Raw genomic sequence first — 16,783 nt, 5'->3', positions numbered from 1 at the left:
CGACGTGGTGTTCCACCCTTCCTGGCAGTTGGAGCCGGACACCTCGTCAATCCCTCACCAGACAGGCCCCGGCACGTCACCGCGGGCCCCGAAGACTAAGGAGATACCTGTATGGCCGAAGCACGTCTCGGCCCCGGTGGAACCGGTGACGGCCGCGATGAGAGCCATCCTCCTGCCGCGGCCGACCAGTACCTGGCCAACGGTGGAGACCACGACACCCCTTCCGCACCCGGCCGAAGCCGCCGACATCAGCGACGCCTTGAGGTCAACGTCGACGAGCACGTCAGGTTCGCCCTCCTCGTCTCGCCCAAAGCGCTGCGGTGGGCCGGGGCCATGTGCCTCACGCTGGGCAGCGCCGGCTGGTACACGCTGACGCACTGAGCCCGGGGCTCCGGGGGACTCCAGGAAGGCCCAGAAGGGCCGCTGGAGCCCCCGGAGCCCTCGGTCAGGAGGACATGAAGTCGCGCACCGGGAGGGCCCGGTCCACGACGCGCACGTCGCCGATCCAGCCATGCATGATCTGGTCGATCTTCCCGCCGTACTCATAGCCGCCCAGCAGCCAGGGCAGCCCGAGAGTGGTGAGGCCGGTCGCCGGGGTCGAGGGATTGCGCGCCACCGGGCAGCCGTTCACATACAGCGTGGTGTGTCGTCCGTCGTTCACCACCGCCGCATGCCACCAGGTGTTCAGCGGCAGCTCATGGCTCCAGTTGGTGACCGCGCCGTCCTGGTTCAGCGGATAGACGGCCCACTGGAGCGCGTGGCCGTCGGACAGCGAGAGGGTGACCACCGGCTCCTCCGTGTCACCGCCGGTCTTTCCGGCGTCGCCGCTGCGGCCACGCCGACTGAGCAGCGCGGACCAGGCGTTGCGTCCGCTGTCCCAGTCGGCGGGCAGTTTGAGGAACGCCTCGACGGTGTAACCGGAGCGGAAGGAGGCGCCGTTCAGCGGGGCGCCGTCGGCGGTCCGCAGATAGGCGCCGCGCAGGGGGGACTTGTCGCCGTGGAAGACCAGGCTGCCGTGTCCCGGCTGGTCCGGGTGGTGGTCATCGGACCAGGTGAGGGCGTCGGCGGGGCTGCCGGGGACGGTGGCCTTGGTGAGGTGGTTGCCGCGCCCCGAGTGATCGGTGATCCGGACGGCGTCCTCGACGGGCGCGCCGTCCCGGCCGCCCTGGTCGAACCGCCAGTAGGCCACCGTGCCGGGGACCACCAGCCGGGAGGCGGGCCGGGCCGGGCGCGGTGCGACGGGGGCGAACCCGGCGAAGCGCTGCTCGAAGTCGATCGGGATGCTGAAGTAGTCCTGGGGACCGGTGCGTTCGATCTCGCCCCGCTCCAGCTCGTTGAGGTGGTCATCGGCGCGGTCCAGGATCCACGGGGAGAGTGTCCGGACGTCGATGGTGTGGCGGGCCAGGTCGAACTGGTAGAGGCGGATCATCCCGGCGCCGCCGTAGTAGCGGTCCTGGTAGTTGGTGATGTGCAGATGGACGTCGTGGCCCATGGTGTTCTTGCGGATGGTGCGGGCCGGCGGCCAGTAGTGGCCGTTGAGGGTCAGGAATATCTGGTCGTGGTCGGCGATCAGTTCGTCCCACAGCCACTGTCCATGGTCGGAGAAGCTCGCCTCCTCGCCCTCGTGGTCCGCGTAGACCAGCTCATGGGTGGTGAGAATGACCGGAGTCCTCGGGTGCTTCGCGATGACCTCCCGGGCCCAGGCGATGCCCTTCGCGGAAGGGCGCCAGTCCAGGGCGAGCACCAGCCATTCCCGGCCCGCTGCGGAGAAGGTGTGGTACGTGTTGTAGCCGTCCGGGCTGGCGCCGCGGAACGAGGGCGAGGAGCGGAACCGCCGGGGGCCGAAGGCGTCCAGGTAGGGCGTGCGGCCCCGCTGGTCGTCGGTGGACGAGTCGAGGTCGTGGTTTCCGGCCACCACGCTGTAGGCGGCGCCCCGCTCGTCCAGGAGTCGGAACGCCCGGCCGATCGGCCCGAATTCGGTGACCTTCCCATGCTCGGTGAGGTCGCCGAGGTGGGACAGGAAGACGATGTTCTCCTCGCGCGCGTGGCTGAGGAGATAGCGGAAGGACGCCTCCACCGGGGCCGGGTGGATGCTCTCGCCGTCGAAGAGGTACTGGGTGTCCGGCATGACGGCGAGGGTGAATCTGGGGCTTTCGGGGTCGGGGTGCCAGGCGGGTGCGCCCGTGGCGCCGGATACCGGTGCGGCAGCGGCGGGCGGCGCCACCTCCAGCCCGGTCATGGCCACGCCCGCGCCCGCGAGTCCGGTGGTGCGCAGAAAGGTACGGCGGCGGGTTCCGGGCTGCGGTTCATGGGTCTGATGGGGGCTGCACATGCGCTTGCTCCACACGGTGGGACGGAGGGGATCGAGCGCACGTTATGAGGCCCATGAGGGCAAACACAGGAAGATGTCCGGCAACAGACGGAGAAGAGCACATGAATGACCTCCCCTCCGTGTGTGGGGCGGGGCAGCCCCGAGCGGCGGCCCGTCGCGGTCGTCAGTGGTGCAGCTCCTCGGCGGTGAGGGTGTCACGGGTCTCCGGCGCCCAGGCCAGGCCAGGCTGACCACCGTTCCGAACAGCAGCACCAGCGCCATCCAGCCCATCGACCACCCCGCGCCGAAGTGGCTCAGGCTGACCGGCAGGACGAAGGTGCCGATGGCGGAAGCGACCCTGCTGGTGCCGTTGAGGAAGCCGACCCCCGAGCCGCGCAGCGCGGTGGGGAAGAGCTCGGCCGGATAGACCTGGGTGATGGTGGAGGCACCGGCCATGACGAAGGTGTAGATCAGGAAGGGGACCATCAGTGCCCCGCTGGAGGCGTCGCTGAGGACGGCCATCGCCGCCAGACAGAGCGTGAGGATCGCGAAGGTGCCGATGGTGAACGGCCTGCGGCCCAGACGCTGCACCGGCCACAGCCCGATCACGCCGCCGAGCAGCAGGGCCAGGTTGAGCACCAGGTTCTGGGTGTCGGCGCCGGAGATCTGCAGGGTCGCCAGGATCTGCGGCATGAAGGTGTAGATGGCGAAGTAGGGCAGCACCTGGGCGCTGTAGAAGATGACGCCGAACCAGGTCTTGGTGGCCTGGCCGGGGGTGAAGAGCTCGCGGTACAGGGCGGCGGGCGGCTGGTCGGCGGCCGCGGCCTCCGCGTCGGCGGCGGTGGCGGTGGCCTCGGACTGCCCCAGGTAGGTGCGGCGGATCCGCGCGGCCTCGGCGGCCCGGCCGCGGGTGGCCAGCCAGCTCGGGGATTCCGGGATACCGATCCGCAGCAGCACCAGCAGGGCGGGCACCGCTCCGCTGGCCAGCAGCCAGTACGCGGTGGTGCCGTTGATCGGGATGTATGTGCCCAGGACGTTGGCCAGTACGTAGCCGACGGTCCACAGCACGGTAAGTGAGCCCAGCAGGACGCCGCGCAGCCGAGCCGGTGAGCGGCTCCTTCGAGGCGGTGCCCGGCACAGCCGCCGCATCCCGGTCCCCTGCCGTCCACGCGTCCGCCGCCTTCGTGTCTACTGCCACGCCTGCCTCCCGGCCGTTCACATTCGGACGGCGCCAGCACGCATGAATGCATACAGTCAAACAATAGGCTGACTGTAGATTGTCATTCACGCAGAAGGAAGATCCATCTGGCGACCTGCTGGTCGGGCGGTGACACTGAGGCTGGTCGGGCGGTGACACTGAGGGCAGATCTGGAGACAGGTGGGCCATGAACACCATCGAAGAGACGATCGAGGTCGCGGTCCCGGTACGCACTGCCTACAACCAATGGACCCAGTTCAAGAGCTTTCCGCGGTTCATGACCGCGGTGAAGCGGGTCGAGCAGATCAGACCCGCGGTCACCCACTGGTTCATCCGGTGCGGCCCGGTGCACTGCGCGTTCCAGGCGGAGATCGTGCACCAGCGGCCGGACTCCTCCGTGGTATGGCGTTGCCTTGAGCGGCACCCCTCCCACTGGGGTGAGGTGTCGTTCCGCTCCCCGGCACCGGAGCGCACCCAGGTCACCGTGCGCATCGAGGGCACTCCGGGCAGAGTCGCGTCCCTCCTCACGAACGCCTCCTCCGGGCTCACGCGCCGTGTGGTCCGAAGGGAACTCGGGAACTTCAAGGAGTTCATCGAGGGCCTGGGCCAGGAGACCGGGGCTTGGCGGGGGTCCATCCACAACGGACACGTACAGCCGGCGGAACCGGAACCGCCGAGAAGCCGGGTTGCTTGCTGGCCTGTGGGCTGACCCTCGTCCAAGAGAGCGGGACACACCTGATGAAGAAGGCGCCGAGACACGAGCCGGATGAACGACTGTCCACCACGCCGCCCAAGAAGTGGGCGGCGGGAGTGCCCGCGGTGACCCATGCGCTGGAGTACTCCCTGGATGAGACGACGGTCCGGCGCACCGCGACGACGCTGCTGAACATGAACCAGGTGGCGGGCATCGACTGTCCCGGATGCGCCTGGGCCGACCCCTCCCCCGGCCACCGGCACCGCAACGAATACTGCGAGAACGGCGCCAAGCACATCAACGACGAGGCGACGGCGCGGCGCGTCACCGCCGACTTCTTCCGCACGCATGCGGTATCCGAGCTCGGCCGCCGTTCCGACCTGTGGCTGAACCAGCAGGGCCGGCTCACCGGACCGATGGTCAAGCGGCCGGACGCGGACCACTACGAGCCGATCAGCTGGCATGACGCCCTGAAGCTGATCTCCGCGGAGCTGACATCGCTGGACTCCCCCGATGAGGCGGTCTTCTACACCTCTGGGCGGGCCAGCAACGAGGCCGCCTTCGTGCTGCAGCTCTTCGCCAGGGCCTTCGGCACCAACAACCTGCCCGACTGCAGCAATATGTGCCATGAGTCCAGCGGCTTCGCACTGTACGAGACCTTGGGCACGGGCAAGGGCACGGTGAGCCTGGACGATCTGCACCAGTCCGACCTGATCTTCCTGGTGGGCCAGAATCCCGGAACCAACCATCCGCGACAGCTCTCCGCACTGGAGCAGGCGAAGATCAACGGTGGCCACATCATCGCGGTGAACACGCTGCCGGAGGCCGGACTGCTGCGGTTCAAGAACCCGCAGCGGGCCCGCGGGGTGATCGGACCCGGTACCCGCATCGCCGATCGGTTCCTCCACATCCGCAGCGGCGGCGACCTCGCGCTGTTCCAGGGCCTGAACCGGCTGCTGCTGGAGGCGGAGGACGCCCGGCCGGGCACCGTACTCGACCACGATTTCATCCGCTCCAGCACCAGCGGGTTCCAGGAGTTCTCCCAGCACGTCCGCACCATCGCCTGGGACGACATCCTGACCGCGACCGGGCTGACTCTCCGCGAGATCGAGCAGGTCCGGGACGCCGTCCTGGACAGCGAGCGCATCATCGTCTGCTGGGCCATGGGAGTGACACAGCAGCGGCACGGTGTCCCCACCATCCGGGAGATCGTGAACTTCCTGCTGCTGCGCGGAAACCTCGGCACCGCCGGAGCCGGGGCCTGTCCGGTGCGCGGACACAGCAATGTGCAGGGCGACCGCACGATGGGCATCTGGGAGCAGATGCCGGACTCCTTCCTGGACGCGCTGCAGCGCGAGTTCGGCTTCGATCCGCCTCGCGCCCACGGGCTGGACTCGGTGAACTCGATCAGGGCCATGCGCGAGGGCCGCATCAAGGTCTTCCTCTCGCTCGCGGGCAACTTCGTCCGGGCCGCTCCGGACAGTGCGGTCACCGAGGAGGCCATGCGGCGCTGCCGCCTCACCGTTCATATCTCCACCAAGCTCAACAGGTCCCATACGGTCTGCGGCCGGACCGCGCTCATCCTGCCGACCCTCGGCCGCACCGAACGGGACACCCAGTCCGGTGGCGAGCAGTTCGTCACCGTGGAGAACTCGATGAGCGAGGTGCACACCTCCTACGGGCGCCTGAAACCGGCCTCCACGCTGCTGCTCAGCGAGGTGGCCATTCTGTGCCGGCTCGCCCGCCACACCCTCGGCGGCAAGGCCGGCATCCCCTGGGATGAGTTCGAGGCCGACTACGGGGCGATCCGCCACCGCATCGCCCACATCGTTCCGGGGTTCCACGACTTCAACCGGCGGGTGGTCCGTCCCAGTGGCATCAGGCTGCCCAATCCGGTCAACGAGGGGGTTTTCGCCACCCCCGCCGGCAAGGCCCTGTTCACCCGCAACGCCTGGGACATGCTGCGGGCTCCCAAGGGGCATCTGCTGCTGCAGACCCTGCGCTCCCACGACCAGTGGAACACCATTCCCTACACGGACAACGACCGCTATCGGGGCATCCACGGACGGCGCAGGGTGGTACTGGTCAATCCAGCGGATATGGCCGAACTCGGCCTGTTCGAGGGGCAGTTCGTGGACCTCGTGGGCGTGTGGACCGACGAGGTGGAGCGCCGTGCGGAGGACTTCGAGGTGGTCCCGTATCCGACCGCACGCGGCTGCGCCGCCACGTACTACCCCGAGACCAACGTCCTGGTGCCGCTCGACAGCGTGGCCGAGATCAGCAACCAACCGACCTCGAAGGGGATCGTGGCCCGCCTGGAGGTCCGTAGCGGGTAACGGGTCCGACCGCCCATTCGCCCGGCGCGAGCAGTCATCGGAGGCCGGGTGGAGGGCTGCAACTGCCGGTTCTACGATCGGACATGACCAAGGTACGGGCAAGGGGTCAGCGGTGGTGTGCCGGGCTGCCCGCATCGTGCCGCGAGGCAGCCGGCCGTGAGGCGGGGGACCACAAGGGTGTGACGAGTGAGCGAACGCCGGGACGACGCCCAGTGAGCGGGTGTCGCAGGCGCCGCTGCCCCGCGGCAGAGAGCCGAAGACCCATTGACCGGGGGCTTCACGGAACGGCTTTCCCGGATCCGGGACGCCCGGGCCCCATCGCCGGCTCCCGGCCCGTCCGCCACGTGTCCTAGGCGCAACTCCTTCCCCCATCAGGAGTCCCGCACGACCACCGCTTCATCGGGCGTCCGCAGGCCCTGGGCACCGAGCGGGTCACCTGGCGATGTGCGCAGGACAGCCGTAGAGCCAGGTGAGCGCCCCTCCCCGTTCACCAACGGACTGTTTCATCGGCCACGTAACACGGCCTCGACCAGGCCGGCATTCCCCCACGCAGATCATTTCCCCCTCCCCCCACAGATGAAGGACTCAGCACCGACATGACCGCGAACCCTCCCGGCATGGCCATGCCCGTCCCGCCCCACGAGACGGATGCCACCCTGCACTTCACAGGCCCGGCGACCTTCGGCCGTGTCCCACGTCTGGACCAGGTCGGCACCACGGATATCGCCGTGGTCGGGGTGCCCTTCGACGCGGGGGTCTCCTACCGGCCGGGCGCCCGCTTCGGCTCGAACGCCGTCCGGGAGGCGTCGCGCCAGCTGCGCCCCTACAACCCGGCCCAGGACGTCTACCCGTTTCACTACGCCCAGGTGGCGGACGCCGGTGACATCACGGCCAATCCGCACAACATCGACGCGGCCGTCGAGAGCATCGAGGAGGGCGCGGACGCTCTGCTGTCCACGGGCGCGCAGCTGATGACGCTGGGCGGCGACCACACCATCGCGCTGCCGATCCTGCGCTCGGTGGCCCGCCGGCACGGCCCGGTGGCGCTGCTGCACTTCGACGCGCACCTGGACACCTGGGACTCCTACTTCGGCGCCCAGTACACCCATGGAACGCCGTTCCGCCGCGCGGCCGAGGAGGGCCTCCTGGACACCTCCGCGCTCTCACACGTCGGCACCCGCGGCTCGCTGTACAGCAAGGAAGACCTGGACGAGGACACCAAGCTGGGCTTCGGAATCGTCACCTCGGCCGATGTGATGCGACGCGGTGTGGACGAGGTGGTGCAGCAGCTCAAGGAGCGCATCGGCAAGCGGCCGCTCTACATATCCGTGGACATAGACGTCCTGGATCCCGCACACGCCCCCGGCACCGGCACCCCAGAGGCGGGCGGCCTCACCTCTCGCGAACTCCTGGAGATCGTGCGCGGGCTCAGCGATTGCCATCTGGTCTCCGCCGACCTGGTCGAAGTCGCCCCGGCGTACGACCACGCCGAGATCACCTCCGTGGCCGCCTCGCACACCGCCTACGAGCTGATCTCCGTCATGTCCCGGCAGATCGCCTTCTTCCGCTGGCTCGAGGCGAACGAGCAGTCGTAGGCCGCCACCACCCGCGCCACGTTTCGCCGATGCCACGTCAGCCGGGCTGACGTGGCACGGGTGCGCACCGCGCGTCGCACTTTCGGCTGATCCAGAGATCATTTGTCACTGAATCCTCGCCTTCACCCGCTGTTCTGGCTCCTCTGCGCAGGCCGACATAGAACGAGATCAGAACGCCGGTGAAGCGAGAGAGGTGGAGTCGATGACGAACCTGGCGGACCAGGTCGTGGCCACGGACCGGGGCACGGTCCGGGGCTCGGACGAGGGTGCGGTGGTGTCCTTTCGGGGAATCCCCTACGCCGCCTCACCGGTGGGCGCGGCGCGCTTCGCGGCACCGCACACCCACCCGGGGTGGACGGGCGTACGTGCAGCGGTGCGGCCGGGACCGGCTGTGCCGCAGGCTCCGTCCCGGCTGGAACGGGTCATGGGAACGCGCAGGCCCGACTGGGACGAAGACGGGTGCCTCACCCTGAACGTGTGGGCTCCGCGGCCCGCGCCGGCGGAGAAGGCCCCCCGTCCGGTTCTGGTCTGGTTCCACGGCGGCGGTTTCAGCAGTGGCTCGGGCGGGTGGGACTGGTACGACGGAGGCCGCCTGGCTGAGGTCGGCAATGTGGTGGTGGTGACCGCCAACTACCGGGTGGGGCCGCTCGGCTATCTGTATCTCCCGCAGATCGGCGCCGTCAACCTCGGGTTTGAGGACCAGGCCGCCGTGCTGCGCTGGGTGCGCGAGAACATCGCCTCCTTCGGCGGCGACCCGCGAGCCGTGACGGTCGGCGGGCAGTCGGCCGGTGCGTACTCGGCCCTGTCACTGGCCCTGGATCCGGCGACCAGGGGGCTCGTGAACCGGGTGCTCCTGCAGAGCGGCCCTTGGGGCCTTCAGCCGCAGAGTCCGGAGCGGGCGGCCGAGGCCGCCGAGGAGTACCAGCGGCTGCTGGGCATCCCGCGTGGCGCGGAGCCCGGACAGATGCTTCGCTCGCTTCCCGTCGAGCGTCTTCTGTCCGCCTACGGCGAGCTGGCGGTCCGTCTCGCGCGCCCGGGCAGCATCGCCCCTCCGATGTACCCGGTTCTCGGCGGCGCCGGTATGCCACGGGCCTGGCACGACGCGCTCGTGGACGGGGCGCTGGAGGGCAAGGCCCTGCTGATCGGCACCGCCCAGGAGGAGATGACCGCCTTCTTCGCCTTCGAGCCGCGCATCCAGTCGCTCACCCGGGAGGGTGCCGTCGACCTCCTGACCGTCCTACACGGCCACGAGGCACCGGCGGTCTACCAGCGGTACGCCGACAAGCTTCCGCACGCGGCCCCCGCCCAGGTCTTCACCGCGCTGCACACCGATGAGCTGTTCCGCGACGGCGCCCTGCGGATGGCCGACCACCATGCCGCGGGTGGCAATGCCACGTACGTCTACCAGTTCGACTACCGTCCCGCCCACGACCCCGGCCGGCTCGGTGCCACGCACTGTGGCGAACTGCCCTTCCTCTTCGGCACCTTCGACAGCTACCCCGACAGTCCGATGCTGGGGAGCCCCTCGGACACCGAGCGGGCGATGGGCCGGGCCTTCGCCACGGCTGTCGCCGCGTTCATCGCCGGCGGCTCTCCGGACGACTGGCCCGCGTACACACCTGAGGCCACCTCGCGGATCCGGCACTTCGGCTGAGACTCACGGAGCCCATCACGCGGAGATCGACGCGGGGCGTACCAGGCCGGTGCGCTTGACGCCGGAGAGGATGGGGGTGACCTCGATGCCGGAGATATGGGGCAACGCCCCCACCGTGCCGGTCAGGAAGACATACAGCGCGCTCAGGTCGGTGGCGGCCACCGCCACCAGCAGACTGCTCGAGCCCGTCGTCGCGGCGGTGAAACGCACCTGCGGATGCCGGCTGAGGAGCTGCCCGGTCTCCTCCAGCGCCCCCGGATCCGCGGTGATCCACAGCAGAGCCTCGGCGTGCACCCCCAGCAGGGACAGATCGACTTCGGTGGCCAGCCGCACGCCATACCCCTCCACCAGGACGTCCAGGCGGCGCCGCACGGCCCGTGGGGTCCGGCCCGTGCGATGGGCGAGCTCTCCGTAGGTCATCCGGGAGTCTTCGACCAGCGCGTCGATGAGCGCTTCGTCCTCCGGGAGAGGGGAGAAGGGCTCGGGCGCGGGATCGGCGCTCGGCCACAGTTGTCCGGACTCCTCCCGGGACAGCAGTCCCGCGCTCCAAGCGAAACCCACGGGGAAGACCTTCAGCAGGTCGTAAGAGGTCCAGGACCGCACGGCCGCGGTCGCGGGCAGGTCGCGCAGCAGCAACTTGTTACGTGCTTCGCGTCCGTTCAGGAAGAGCACAATGCAGATTTCATCCCCTCCGCCCAGGATGTCCACCCAGACGGTGTCGGGGCGCCGGGCGAGGCCGGCGGCGATGGTGGCGATCCGGTTGGGGCGGCAACGGATGCGCAGCACCGTGGGGATGAGGTGGGGAAAGAGGGCGGGATTGCGCACGGCCGTCGCCCGCAGGGTGCGATCGTGGAACAGCGGGGCGGCTCGCCGCACGACGGTGCGCTCCGAGACACCCAGCACCTCGGCGACGCTCCGCCAGGCGGCCCGGGGCGACGCCAGCAGAACGGCCGTGATCCGCCGGTCCGTGGCATCGAGGTCGTGGCGTACTTTCTGCATGAGAAGGCCCTCGGTGTTCCTCTTTTCTCGATTCGAGTCTATCCGGTGTCCGGGACAGGACGGTTTTCGGTGTCGTACGACGCGGTCCATCAGGGAGCGGCCGGCGCGGGTCACCACCGGCGTTTCCTGTCGCTATCCGTGGGATACAGGGCGCTATCGTCATGGCAGCGGGCCGGCCGCCGCGCGAGGCTGTGGACAGTGCCCCACAGGGGCGTACTGCTACGGACACGGAGGGCGGAGACATGACGACTGACACTGCTGTCGCGGCAGGCGTGAAGGTGCCGGCCACAACGCTGGCGCGCGAGGCGACGGAGCTGATCCGGGACACGACCAGCGAGCTGATCTATCACCATTCACGTCGGGTGTACTTCTTCGGCAGCCTGCAGGGCCACCGGCGCGATCTGAGCTTCGACCCGGAGCTGCTGTATCTGGGGGCGATGTTCCACGACGTGGGCCTGAACGAGGCGTTCCATGACAGTGGCCGCCGTTTCGAGGTGGACAGCGCGGCCGAGGCGAAGCGGTTTCTGCAGGCCCATGGCGTACCCGAGGACAGCGTCCGCCGGGTCTGGACGGCCATCGCCCTGCACACCACTCCCGGCGTCCCCGAGTTCATGGAACCGGAAGTGGCCCTGGTGACGGCCGGTGTCGAGTACGACGTGCTCGGCCTCGGGTATGAGGACCTCTCCGCCGAGGACCGGGAGGCGATCGTGGCGCTGCATCCGCGCCCCGACTTCAAGAACAGGATTCTGCGGGCGTTCGCCGATGGCATCCGCCCCAAACCGCAGACGACGTTCGGCAACGTCAAGGCGGATGTCCTGGAGCACTTCGTCCCCGGTTTCGAGCGGGGGAACTTCGTCCGGACGATCCTGGATTCGCCGTGGACGGAATAGCGCGGCGGGCGTCACCGGCGTCCCGTGGCGGACGCACCGTCGTGATCGTCGCGTTCGACGGGGTGCAACTGCTGGATGTCACCGGCCCCGTGGAGGTCTTCACCACGGCCAACCACTACGGCGCCGACTACGACGTACGGGTCGTCTCCCTCACCGGTGACGCCGTCACCACCTCCTCCGGGCTCGTGATCAGCGCTGACGGCGCGCCTGGCACGCTGCCACAACGCCTGGGCACCCTGCTGGTCCCGGGACGGAGGGACTGGCGCTCGGCCGTGGCCGACACCGACCTGGTCGGGCTCGTGACCCGGCTGTCGATGCGGGCGAAGCGCGTGGCGTCCGTGTGCGCGGGAGCCTTCGTGCTGGCCGAGGCCGGCATCCTGGACGGCCGCCGCGCCGCCACGCACTGGGAGCTGGCTTCCCAATTGGCCACCGCCTACCCCCAGGTGCGCGTGGACGGCCATCCCGTCTTCGTCCGGGACGGCCATGTGGCCACCTCGGCCGGCATCACCGCGGGAATCGACCTCTCGCTGTCCCTGGTCGAGGAGGACTGGGGAGCGGACGTGGCCCGCAGTGTGGCCAGGCAACTGGTGGTCTTCATGGCCCGCCCGGGCGGGCAGGCGCAGTTCAGCGCGCGGCTGGCCCCGCGTGAGCCACGGCATCCGGCGGTGCGCCGGGTGATGGACCGCGTCACCGCGGACCCCGCGGGGTGCCTACACGCGGGCCACGCTGGCCGCTACGGGCGGCGTGAGCGCCCGCCACCTGGAGCGGCTGTTCCGCACCGAGGTCGGCATCACGCCCGGCCGCTATGTCGAAGCCGTCCGCGTCGAGGCGGCCCAGGCACTTCTCGCGGACGGCACCGGCACGGTCGAGGAGGTGGCACGGCAGGCGGGGTTCGGCTCCTCGGAGTCGCTGCGGCGGGTGTTCCAGCACACCCTCGGGGTCTCGCCGACGGTCTACCGCGCCCGGTTCCGCAGCACCGTCGGCGCACCCCGTCCCGCGGCCGGGTAGGCGCTCGCCGCCAGTCGCTACGCCCCCTCGCGGGCCGTTCGCGCCGCCCGGGCCAGGTCCAGGTCGGTGGTCTCCGGCGCCAGGAACTGGGACACGACGGCGCCGACCACCAGCACTCCGGCGCCGATCAGGAGCACGAACTCCGCCCCGTAGTGGTCGAGTCCCATCGGCAGCAGGAACGTGCCGATCGCGGCGCCCACCCGGCTCATGGCCGTCGCGAAGCCGACGCCCGTGGTGCGCAGGGAGGTGGGGAACACCTCCAGCGGATAGACCGCGGTCAGGGCGCTGGAGGCGGCGTTGAGGAAGATGAAGAACAGGAAGCCGACGACGATGACGGGGGTGGAGGACGGCCACGCCGCCACCAGGGCCAGACATGCGGCCGTGATCCAGAACGGCGGGATCAGCAGCCTGCGGCGGCCGATCCGGTCCACGACGAGGCACCCGGCGGTGACACCGGCCACGGCGGTGAAGGAGTAGACGAGCAGCGCCGCGACCGCGTTGTCCCCCATGTGCAGAGCCTCGAAAACCTCGGTCCAGAAGGTGCCGATGGCGAAGTACGGCAGCACGAGGGCGGCCCAGAAGACGCTGGCGAACACCGTGGAGCGCAGATGCTGCCGGCTGAAGAGCGCGCGGAACCCGTCCTGCCGCACCTCGTCGCGGTCATCCAGCTCCGCTTCGACGTCCACCTCGATGCCGTACTTCTCGATCAGCGCTTCGGCCTCGTCCCGGCGTCCCCTGCTCAGCAGCCAGCGCGCGGACTCCGGGATGCCACCACGCAGGGCCACGCACACCACCGCGATCGCCGCACTGCTCGCCAGGGACCAGCGCCAGCCGCCGTCGACGGAGGTGAACAGCGCCCCCACGACCGTGGCGAGCGCGTACCCCACGTACCAGCTGATCTCCAGGCTCGCCAGCAGCCGCCCGCGGCCCAGCCGGCCCGCGTACTCCGACAGCAGCGGGGCGCCGATCGCGTACTCGCCGCCGATCGCCACGCCCATCACCAGCCGGATGAGGATGAGCTGGGGGCCGTCCAGGACGAAGAACTGGAGCACCGAGCCGATCAGGAAGATCAGCATGTCCATCAGGAACACCGGCCGGCGTCCGAACCGGTCGGCCAGCCGGCCAAAGAGCGGCCCTCCGATGAAGATCCCGATAAGCGGTGAGGCACCGACCAGGCCCTGTTCCATGGAGGACAGATGGAGGTCGTCAGTGATCGCCGACATCGCCAGGCCGATGCCGCCGATGATGTAGCCGTCGATTCCCTGGCCGATCTGGGTGGCCAGCTTCAGCTTGGTGTGCAGCCGCTTCCGTTCGCGTTCGGTGGCGGGCGCGCCCGGCGGTGTGCTGGGCTCGTTCTGCTCGGTCACAGGCGTCGTTGCCATGCGCGGGTCCTTCACTGAGAGGGGAGGGGACCGCTGCCCCGGGAATGAGCGGCCCGGAAGGAGTGGCCCCGGGAGCAGCGGTGGGGAGAGGGGGGAATCAGTCGGTCGGCCAGTCGAGGGCGATGTACTGCGTTTCCAGGAAGGCCTCGATGCCCTCGCGGCCGCCCTCCCTGCCCAGGCCCGACTGCTTGACGCCGCCGAAGGGCGCGGCCGGGTCGGACAGCAGGCCCCGGTTGAGGCCGACCATGCCGGTCTCCAGGCGCTCGGCCAGGCGCAGGGCCCGGCCCACGTCGCGCGAGTAGATGTACGAGGCGAGACCGTGCACCGTGACGTTGGCACGGGCGACCAGTTCGTCCTCGTCGGTGAAGGTGGCCAGGGGTGCGACCGGCCCGAAGACCTCCTCGTTCATGATCCGGGCGTCCTCGTCCACGTCCACCAGGACGGTGGCCGGGTGGTAGCAGCCCGGTCCTTCGGGCACGCTGCCCCGCGCGGCGACCTTCGCACCGCGCCCGACCGCGTCGTCGACCAGGGAACGGATGGACTCCACGGCGGTCCGGTTGATCATCGGGCCGAGGGTGACGCCCTCCTCCAGACCCGCTCCGGCGCGTACCGCGGTCATGGCCGCCGCGAACTTCTCGGTGAATTCGGCGGCGACGGACTCATGGACGTAGAACCGGTTGGCGGCGATGCAGACCTCGCCACCGCCGCGCATCTTGGCGTCCATCGCACCGCGCACCGCGGCGTCGACGTCGGCGTCCTCGCAGACGATGAAGGGGGCGTTGCCGCCCAGTTCCATGGTCACGTTGACCACGTTCGCCGCCGCCTGCCCCAGGAGTGTCCGGCCGGTGGCGGTGGAGCCGGTGAAGGAGAACTTGCGGACCCGCTCGTCGCGGAGCCAGGCGGAGACCACCTCGGGCGCACGGTCGGTCGGCAGGACGTTCAGCAGCCCGTCGGGCAGGCCCGCCTCGCTCAGCAGGGCGGCGATCGCGAGGGCGGTGAAGGGGGTGTCGGGGGCCGGCTTGAGGAGCACCGGACAGCCGGCGGCGAGCGCCGGGGCGATCTTCCGGGTGGCCATCGCGGCCGGGAAGTTCCACGGTGTGACGAAGGCGGTGACGCCCACCGGATGCCTGCGCACGACATGCCGGAAGCCGCCACCGGGCGCGTCGCCGAACGCGGAGCCGATCCGTACCGCCTCCTCGGCGAACCAGCGGAAGAACTCCGCCGCGTAACCGACCTCGGCCACCGCGTCCCGGTATGCCTTGCCGTTCTCCAGGACGATCAGGCGGGCGAGCGTGTCGGTGTGCTCGCGCATCAGCGCGAACGCCGTGTGCAGGACCTCCGAACGACGGCGGGCCGGTGTCGCCCGCCACCCGGCGGCAGCCGCCTGGGCCGCGTCGACCGCCGCCAAGGCATCCCCCGGGCCCGCCGCGGACACCTCGCGGATCAGCTCCGCGGTGGCCGGGTCGTGCACGGGGAACGTCCGTCCGTCCTCGGCCGCACACCAGCGGCCGGCGATGAACACATCACCTTCGGCGAACGGCGCCTTGACGAGGGTTTCTATGCCGGGGAGGTTCATGAGCTGCTCTTTTCTCCGTTCCGAACAGGGGCTGGTCCGGTTCGCGGTGAATTTACGAGCGCGTCATGCGGCCGACAAGACCGCTTCTCGGATCGCAATGGTGGTTGCTGTCAGGGCAACTCCCCGTAAGGCCCGCCCACGCACACGACGGGGCCGCCCGACCCCGGTGCCTTCAGGTGAGCCGTGCCCTGGGGAACGAGGTGTGCCGCGGCTCCCAGCCCAGCATCACGGAGACGCGTGCCGCCGCCTTGGCCGTGGTGCGGCCCGCCTGGTCCAGGCGGTCGCCGAGCCGGGACTTGGGTGCCGAGATGTTGAGCGCCGCGACGACACGTCCCCGGAAGTCGCGCACGGGTGCGGAGACCCCGACCAGACCGGTCTCGAACTCCTCGCTCACCCTCGCGTAGCCCCGTCGCGAAGCCTCCTGGATCAGTGCCCACAGTTCGGGGATCGGCGGCGTCGAGGCGGTACCGAAGCGGACGTACAGCTCATCGGGGGTGGCATCGGCCAGCAGCACGCGCCCGGCCGAGGTCTGCCACGCGGGCACTCCGCGCCCTTCCCAGCCGTGGACGCGGAAGGAGTGTCCGGAGACCGAGAGCAGGGTGAGCACCTCGCGGTCGCTCAGGACACACAGATGGCTGGTCTCCTCCACGTCCGACGACAGCGCGTGCATCACCGGCTCCGCCATGCGCACCAGCCGGTTCTGCGAGGTCCGCGCGACGAGCGAGAAGAGCCGCCAGCCCAGGCGGTACTCCAGGGTGTCGGGGTCCCGTTCCACGATCCCCGCGGCGGCCAGGGCCTTGAGGGCCCGCGAGACCTGGGTCTTCTCCCGGCCCACCAGCTGCGCCAGGCGGACGACACCGAGCCCGCCGGCGTTCTGGGCCTCGTCGGAGGCGAGCGCCTCCAGCAGGTCGATGTCACGGCGCAGCCCGTGGCCGCGCGGGGCAGTGGTGTCCACGGGGCCGGAGGAGGCTTCGCCCGGGCCCGTGCCGTGCGGATCGGCGGGGTCCTCGGGACCGTCGGTGCCGCGAGGGGGGAGGTTCGTCACGCGCGACATCCTAGGGCGCGCGCCAGGGAAGCCCCAGGTCAGCCGCCGGGTTGTCATGAGAGCAACCGGCATTTCGATTCAGCCGGGCGCCTTGT

General features: G+C 70.0%; 12 protein-coding genes and 1 pseudogene. 7 read left to right on the top strand and 6 right to left on the bottom strand.

The genetic code is table 11. The features are described 5' to 3' along the window. Positions 1-111 precede the first annotated feature (111 nt). Positions 112-381, top strand: a complete 270-nt coding sequence (locus tag CGL27_RS46955; protein WP_119993843.1) for a hypothetical protein — start codon at positions 112-114, stop codon at positions 379-381. 64 nt (positions 382-445) lie between these two features. Here CGL27_RS46955 and CGL27_RS46950 read toward each other — a convergent pair whose 3' ends face one another. Together CGL27_RS46950 and CGL27_RS46945 are read right to left on the bottom strand one after the other, a co-directional pair. Continuing rightward, on the bottom strand, positions 446-2,332 hold the full coding sequence (locus tag CGL27_RS46950; protein ID WP_119993842.1) for a LamG-like jellyroll fold domain-containing protein: 1,887 nt from the start codon (positions 2,330-2,332) through the stop codon (positions 446-448). A 42-nt stretch (positions 2,333-2,374) separates the two neighbouring features. Then, complete coding sequence (locus tag CGL27_RS46945; RefSeq protein WP_240450877.1) at positions 2,375-3,379, bottom strand: MFS transporter; 1,005 nt, start codon at positions 3,377-3,379, stop codon at positions 2,375-2,377. 317 nt (positions 3,380-3,696) lie between these two features. Here CGL27_RS46945 and CGL27_RS46940 point away from each other — a divergent pair, with 317 nt between their 5' ends. The 4 genes from CGL27_RS46940 to CGL27_RS46925 all read left to right on the top strand — a co-directional run bounded on the left by CGL27_RS46940 (position 3,697) and on the right by CGL27_RS46925 (position 9,788). Continuing rightward, on the top strand, positions 3,697-4,218 hold the full coding sequence (locus CGL27_RS46940) for an SRPBCC family protein (RefSeq protein ID WP_119993840.1): 522 nt from the start codon (positions 3,697-3,699) through the stop codon (positions 4,216-4,218). 29 nt (positions 4,219-4,247) lie between these two features. After that, positions 4,248-6,539 carry an FdhF/YdeP family oxidoreductase gene (locus CGL27_RS46935; protein WP_119993839.1) on the top strand — a complete coding sequence of 764 codons (2,292 nt, stop codon included), beginning with the start codon at positions 4,248-4,250 and terminating at the stop codon, positions 6,537-6,539. Positions 6,540-7,162: 623 nt separating this feature from the next. Then, the gene (gene speB / locus CGL27_RS46930; protein ID WP_203348789.1) at positions 7,163-8,134 is read left to right on the top strand and encodes an agmatinase; all 972 of its coding nucleotides are present in this window, start codon (positions 7,163-7,165) and stop codon (positions 8,132-8,134) included. 202 nt (positions 8,135-8,336) lie between these two features. Further along, the gene (locus tag CGL27_RS46925) at positions 8,337-9,788 is read left to right on the top strand and encodes a carboxylesterase family protein (RefSeq protein ID WP_119994887.1); all 1,452 of its coding nucleotides are present in this window, start codon (positions 8,337-8,339) and stop codon (positions 9,786-9,788) included. A gap of 15 nt (positions 9,789-9,803) precedes the next feature. On the opposite strand, the gene CGL27_RS46920 is transcribed toward CGL27_RS46925, so the two are convergent. After that, on the bottom strand, positions 9,804-10,787 hold the full coding sequence (locus CGL27_RS46920) for an Lrp/AsnC family transcriptional regulator (RefSeq protein WP_119993838.1): 984 nt from the start codon (positions 10,785-10,787) through the stop codon (positions 9,804-9,806). Between the two features lie 242 nt (positions 10,788-11,029). On the opposite strand from CGL27_RS46920, the gene CGL27_RS46915 reads away from it, so the two are divergent. Further along, positions 11,030-11,677, top strand: coding sequence for an HD domain-containing protein (locus CGL27_RS46915; RefSeq protein WP_119993837.1), 648 nt, complete (start codon positions 11,030-11,032; stop codon positions 11,675-11,677). A 41-nt stretch (positions 11,678-11,718) separates the two neighbouring features. Continuing rightward, positions 11,719-12,685: pseudogene (locus CGL27_RS46910) on the top strand (GlxA family transcriptional regulator). A 17-nt stretch (positions 12,686-12,702) separates the two neighbouring features. Here the strand turns inward: CGL27_RS46910 and CGL27_RS46905 are convergent. From CGL27_RS46905 to CGL27_RS46895, 3 genes are all read right to left on the bottom strand, one after another. Further along, positions 12,703-14,067 (bottom strand): MFS transporter, encoded by a 1,365-nt coding sequence (locus tag CGL27_RS46905; RefSeq protein WP_119993836.1) that lies wholly within the window; start codon positions 14,065-14,067, stop codon positions 12,703-12,705. A gap of 97 nt (positions 14,068-14,164) precedes the next feature. Beyond that, positions 14,165-15,643: an NAD-dependent succinate-semialdehyde dehydrogenase gene (locus tag CGL27_RS46900; protein ID WP_119993835.1), complete on the bottom strand. Its 1,479-nt coding sequence runs from the start codon at positions 15,641-15,643 to the stop codon at positions 14,165-14,167. Between the two features lie 172 nt (positions 15,644-15,815). Then, the gene (locus CGL27_RS46895) at positions 15,816-16,697 is read right to left on the bottom strand and encodes an IclR family transcriptional regulator (RefSeq protein ID WP_240450876.1); all 882 of its coding nucleotides are present in this window, start codon (positions 16,695-16,697) and stop codon (positions 15,816-15,818) included. Positions 16,698-16,783 lie beyond the last annotated feature (86 nt).

Origin of the sequence: Streptomyces sp. 11-1-2 (assembly GCF_003595545.1) — a bacterium.
In the GTDB taxonomy this organism is placed as follows: Bacteria; Actinomycetota; Actinomycetes; order Streptomycetales; family Streptomycetaceae; genus Streptomyces; species Streptomyces hygroscopicus_B.
Note: the sequence above shows the minus strand (reverse complement) of the source record. Positions and strands in the feature narration are given on the sequence as shown.

Bases quoted from the DNA above. Each gene is read 5' to 3' on its own strand.
- CGL27_RS46950 (WP_119993842.1), bottom strand. From the start codon at position 2,332: ATGTGCAGCCCCCATCAGACCCATGAACCGCAGCCCGGAACCCGCCGC.
- CGL27_RS46920 (WP_119993838.1), bottom strand. From the start codon at position 10,787: ATGCAGAAAGTACGCCACGACCTCGATGCCACGGACCGGCGGATCACG.
- CGL27_RS46895 (WP_240450876.1), bottom strand. From the start codon at position 16,697: ATGTCGCGCGTGACGAACCTCCCCCCTCGCGGCACCGACGGTCCCGAG.
- CGL27_RS46915 (WP_119993837.1), top strand. From the start codon at position 11,030: ATGACGACTGACACTGCTGTCGCGGCAGGCGTGAAGGTGCCGGCCACA.
- CGL27_RS46955 (WP_119993843.1), top strand. From the start codon at position 112: ATGGCCGAAGCACGTCTCGGCCCCGGTGGAACCGGTGACGGCCGCGAT.
- CGL27_RS46900 (WP_119993835.1), bottom strand. From the start codon at position 15,643: ATGAACCTCCCCGGCATAGAAACCCTCGTCAAGGCGCCGTTCGCCGAA.
- CGL27_RS46925 (WP_119994887.1), top strand. From the start codon at position 8,337: ATGACGAACCTGGCGGACCAGGTCGTGGCCACGGACCGGGGCACGGTC.
- CGL27_RS46905 (WP_119993836.1), bottom strand. From the start codon at position 14,067: ATGGCAACGACGCCTGTGACCGAGCAGAACGAGCCCAGCACACCGCCG.
- CGL27_RS46935 (WP_119993839.1), top strand. From the start codon at position 4,248: ATGAAGAAGGCGCCGAGACACGAGCCGGATGAACGACTGTCCACCACG.
- CGL27_RS46940 (WP_119993840.1), top strand. From the start codon at position 3,697: ATGAACACCATCGAAGAGACGATCGAGGTCGCGGTCCCGGTACGCACT.
- speB (WP_203348789.1), top strand. From the start codon at position 7,163: ATGCCCGTCCCGCCCCACGAGACGGATGCCACCCTGCACTTCACAGGC.